The sequence below is a fragment of the Promicromonospora kroppenstedtii DSM 19349 genome, assembly GCF_000515355.1.
GTDB lineage: Bacteria > Actinomycetota > Actinomycetes > Actinomycetales > Cellulomonadaceae > Promicromonospora > Promicromonospora kroppenstedtii.
The window spans coordinates 62,052-65,989 of the sequence record NZ_KI911678.1 but is presented as its reverse complement, the minus strand read 5'-3'; the positions used below and the strand labels follow the sequence as shown (position 1 = coordinate 65,989).

The 3,938-nt window shown below is 70.0% G+C and carries 4 protein-coding genes; 1 reads left to right on the top strand and 3 read right to left on the bottom strand.

Going from position 1 to position 3,938, the window contains the following annotated elements; genetic code table 11:
- Positions 1-37: 37 nt before the first annotated feature.
- Both PROKR_RS14200 and PROKR_RS14195 read right to left on the bottom strand, forming a co-directional pair.
- Positions 38-229, bottom strand: a complete 192-nt coding sequence (locus PROKR_RS14200) for a YbdD/YjiX family protein (RefSeq protein WP_036964294.1) — start codon at positions 227-229, stop codon at positions 38-40.
- On the bottom strand, positions 226-2,409 hold the full coding sequence (locus PROKR_RS14195) for a carbon starvation CstA family protein (protein ID WP_245605830.1): 2,184 nt from the start codon (positions 2,407-2,409) through the stop codon (positions 226-228). The genes PROKR_RS14200 and PROKR_RS14195 overlap by 4 nt, the downstream gene beginning before the upstream one ends.
- Before the next feature lie 266 nt (positions 2,410-2,675).
- On the opposite strand from PROKR_RS14195, the gene PROKR_RS14190 reads away from it, so the two are divergent.
- A complete protein-coding gene (locus tag PROKR_RS14190; protein ID WP_036964292.1) occupies positions 2,676-3,494 on the top strand; it encodes a CPBP family glutamic-type intramembrane protease in 819 nt (272 codons plus the stop codon).
- 47 nt (positions 3,495-3,541) lie between these two features.
- Here PROKR_RS14190 and PROKR_RS14185 read toward each other — a convergent pair.
- Positions 3,542-3,938: DUF305 domain-containing protein (locus PROKR_RS14185; RefSeq protein WP_169736434.1), on the bottom strand; the 397-nt coding region annotated here is incomplete at its 5' end.

Genomic DNA, 3,938 nt, shown 5'->3' with positions numbered 1-3,938 from the left:
AGCACCCGACCGCCGGCGGACGCGCCCGCTCACCGGCTCAGCAGCAGCGGGCGCCCGGGTCGGCGTCCTGGGCCGCGTACCGGTCCCGCCAGAACTCCCCGACGGTCGGCACCGCGGCGTCCGGGTGCACGCGGCGCAGGTGCGCCACGTACCGCTGGTAGTCGCTCTCGCCCAGCACGCCGGTGACGTACCAGGTCAGGGCGCGCCAGCCGCGGCGGAGCGAGCTCACGCGTGCGTCCCCGTCCTGAGCTTGTCCGGGTTCTCCTCGTAGTAGGCGGCCCACTGGGCAGCCACCTCCTTCTCGGCATCGGTCGGGATCAGGCCCGACGGCGCGAACGTCGCCGACCTCGCGTCCGGTTCCTCGGTGGTGGGCAGGCCCCCCGCCCGGATCGCCTTGACGCACACCCACAGCGCCACCAGGGCGACCACCAGCACGAGCACCGCGAAGATGATCGACAGCGTGCCCTGCAGGAACGTGTTGCGGATGACGGCGTCCATGGCGGCCGGGTCGGCCGCGGTACCGAACGACGTCTCGCCCGCGGCCCGCGCCTCGCGGAACGCGTTGTGCTGCGCCCAGTACCCGAGGCTCGGCTCGGGCGAGAAGATCTTCTGGTACGACGCCGTCATGGTCACCGCGAGGTCCCACAGCAGTGGCACCGCGGGGATCCAGGCCCACCTGAGGTATCCCTTCTTAACCACGACCACGGTCACCAGGGCCAGCGCCATGGCGGCGAGGAGCTGGTTGGCGATACCGAACAGCGGGAACAGCGTGTTGATGCCACCCAGCGGGTCGGTCACGCCCATCAGCAGGATGGCGCCCCACAGGCCGCAGACCACGATCGAGCAGATCCACGCCCCCACGCGCCAGGACGGGTCACGGAACTTCTTGAGCGGGCCGCCCAGGTTGCCCAGGGTGTCGGACAGCATGAAGCGGGCCACGCGCGTGCCGGCGTCGACCGTGGTGAGGATGAACAGCGCCTCGAACATGATCGCGAAGTGGTACCAGAACGCCTGCATGCTCGCCCCGCCCAGGAACGAACCGAGGATCTGCGACATGCCGAACGCGAGCGTGGGGGCGCCGCCGGTGCGGGAGATGATCGACTCCTCGCCCACGCCGTCGGCGGCGGACTGGATCTCCTCGCCCGTGACCGGCGGGCCGGCCAGGCCAAGGCCGTTCACGTAGTCCGCCGCGGAACCCGGCTCGCCGCCCGTGAGCGTGGCCGGGGCGTTCATCGTGAAGTACAGGTGCTGGTCGATGGAGATGGCCGTGACCAGTGCCATGATCGCCACGAACGACTCGGTGAGCATGCCGCCGTAGCCGATGAGCCGGAGCTGGCTCTCCTTCTCGACCAGCTTGGGCGTGGTGCCCGACGAGATCAGCGCGTGGAAACCGGACAGTGCGCCGCACGCGATCGTGATGAACAGGAACGGGAACAGCGAGCCGGCGAACGCCGGGCCGTTGCCCTCGACGGCGAAACTGGAGATGGCCGGCGCCTGGACAGCAGGCTGCGCCACGATCACGCCCACGGCCAGCAGGATGATGGTGCCCACCTTCATGAACGTGGACAGGTAGTCGCGCGGCGCGAGCAGCAGCCACACCGGCAGCACGGAGGCGAGGAACCCGTAGCCCACGATCAGCCAGGCGACGGTGACCGGCTCCAGCGTGAACGTCTCGGCGCCCCAGGGAGTGTCGGCCACCCAGCCGCCCGCGACGATCGCGAGCACCAGCAGCACGACGCCGATGATCGACACCTCGGACACCCGTCCCGGACGGATGTACCGCAGGTAGACGCCCATGAACAGGGCGATCGGGATGGTCATGCCCACCGAGAACACGCCCCACGGCGACTCGGCCAGGGCGTTGACCACCACGAGAGCGAGGACCGCCAGGATGATGATCATGATGACGAACACGCCGATCAGGCCCGCGGCACCGCCGATGGAGCCCATCTCGTCGCGGATCATCTGACCGAGCGAGCGGCCACGGCGGCGGGTGGACAGCCACAGGACGAGGTAGTCCTGGACGCAGCCGGCCAGCACGGCGCCGATGATGATCCAGATGGTGCCCGGCAGGTAGCCCATCTGGGCCGCGAGCACCGGGCCGACCAGCGGGCCGGCGCCCGCGATGGCCGCGAAGTGGTGGCCGAACAGGACCCGGCGGTCGGTCGGGGCGAAGTCGCGGCCGTTCTCGTGCTCCTCGCCCGGTGTCGCACGGTCGTCCCGCGGACGCACCACCTTGTACTCGATCAGGCGGGCGTAGAAGCGGTACGCGACCACGTAGGTGCCGACGGCCGCGACCACGAAGTACGCGCCGTTGACCGACTCCCCGCGCACGAACGCGACCAGGGCCCACGCAACCGCCGCGACGACCCCGATCGCGGCGAAGATCAGCTTCTTGCTGGTGGTCATGGGTCTGCGGTCGATGACCGCGACCGGGGGAAGGTCCGGATTGTTCCGAACGAGCTCAACGTGCTCGGGTGAGCGCACGACGGCCTCCTTGCCAGGTGGCCGGCCCGTGGCGGGCCGGATGCTGGGTGAATCCTGACTACCTGCCGACTCTAGCCATCCCGGAACACCAAGTACCAGGCCCGATCACCCACACCTCACGTGTCAGGCGTCCAGATCCCTCCCGTGACCCGTACGTCTGACACGTGAGGTGTGGGAGTCTCGTCCCCGTGACCCTCACCCTGCCCACGCCGCTGGCCGGCCCGGCACGCCTCACGGCCGCCTTCCTCGTGTCCGCGTCCGCGATCCTGCTGTTCGCGATCCACGTCCGGCCGATCGCGTACCTGCCGCTGGTGCTGGGTATCGCGCTGGGCCTGTGGGCCGACCGCGCTCTCGGCCGCGACCTGGCGCTGATCGGCGTGGGCATGGGGATCATCTCGCTGATCTCGCTGAAGGCGGACCTGTCCGACGCCGGGATGCTGCGGTTCACGCTCGCGCTCGGCGGGTCGGTGCTGGTGCCGTGGGCACTGTCCCGGTTCGTGTTCCAGCAGGACACGATCCGGTTCCCCGTGGCGACCGGACAGCGCTGGAGCCCCGGACAGTGGATCTACCTCGCCCTCGTGGTGGTCATCGGATACTTCCTGCTGCCGTTCTACTTCCTGGGGTCGGGCGCATACCTGAACTGGCCGGACCTGGAGGGCTCGCAGGACATCTGGCGGCTGTTCGTCGGTGTGAACGCCGTGGGCATCTGGGACGAGCTGTTCTTCATCTGTGTCGTGTTCGCCCTGTACTGCAAGCACTTCCCGATGTGGCAGGCGAACATCCTGCAGTCGATGATCTTCGTGTCGTTCCTGTGGGAGCTCGGCTACCGCGAGTGGGGGCCGCTGCTGACCGTGCCGTTCGCGCTGGTCCAGGGCTGGATCTTCGCGAAGTTCAAGTCGCTCAGCTACGTGGTGGCGGTGCACCTGCTGTTCGACGCCGTCGTGTTCGCCGTCCTGGTGCACGGGCACCACCCGGAGCTGTTCGACGTCTTCGTCACGGCGCCCTGACCGGGGCGACGGCTTCGGCCTGTTCAGGGCGCCGCGGCGTCGTCCGGCTAGCTCGTCTGGTCGTTCGTGGAGCCCGGTCCGCCGACGGCGGCCAGCAGGTCGCGCACGTCCTCGACCTCGACCCGGATCGCGTCCGCCTCGGACTGCGCGAGCGCCACGGCCTCCGCGTCCGTGCCGCCCTCGATCTCCTTGTCCGCCGGCTGCAGCCCGCCGTAGTGGTGCTCGACGAGCGCCGCGAGCAGCGCGATGTCGAACTCCGAGCCGTCGAGCCGGGCCATGGCGTCGATCTGCTCGTCGGTGAGCATGCCGTGGTTGCCGCCCTCGTGCGAGTGCGCGGTGGCGCCGGCCCGGGGGCCGCTGCCGTCGTCGGGCACCTCGGTCTTCAGGCCGCCCTCGGCGAGTGCCAGCGCCTCCCGGCCCGCCGCGGGGACCGGGATGTCCCGC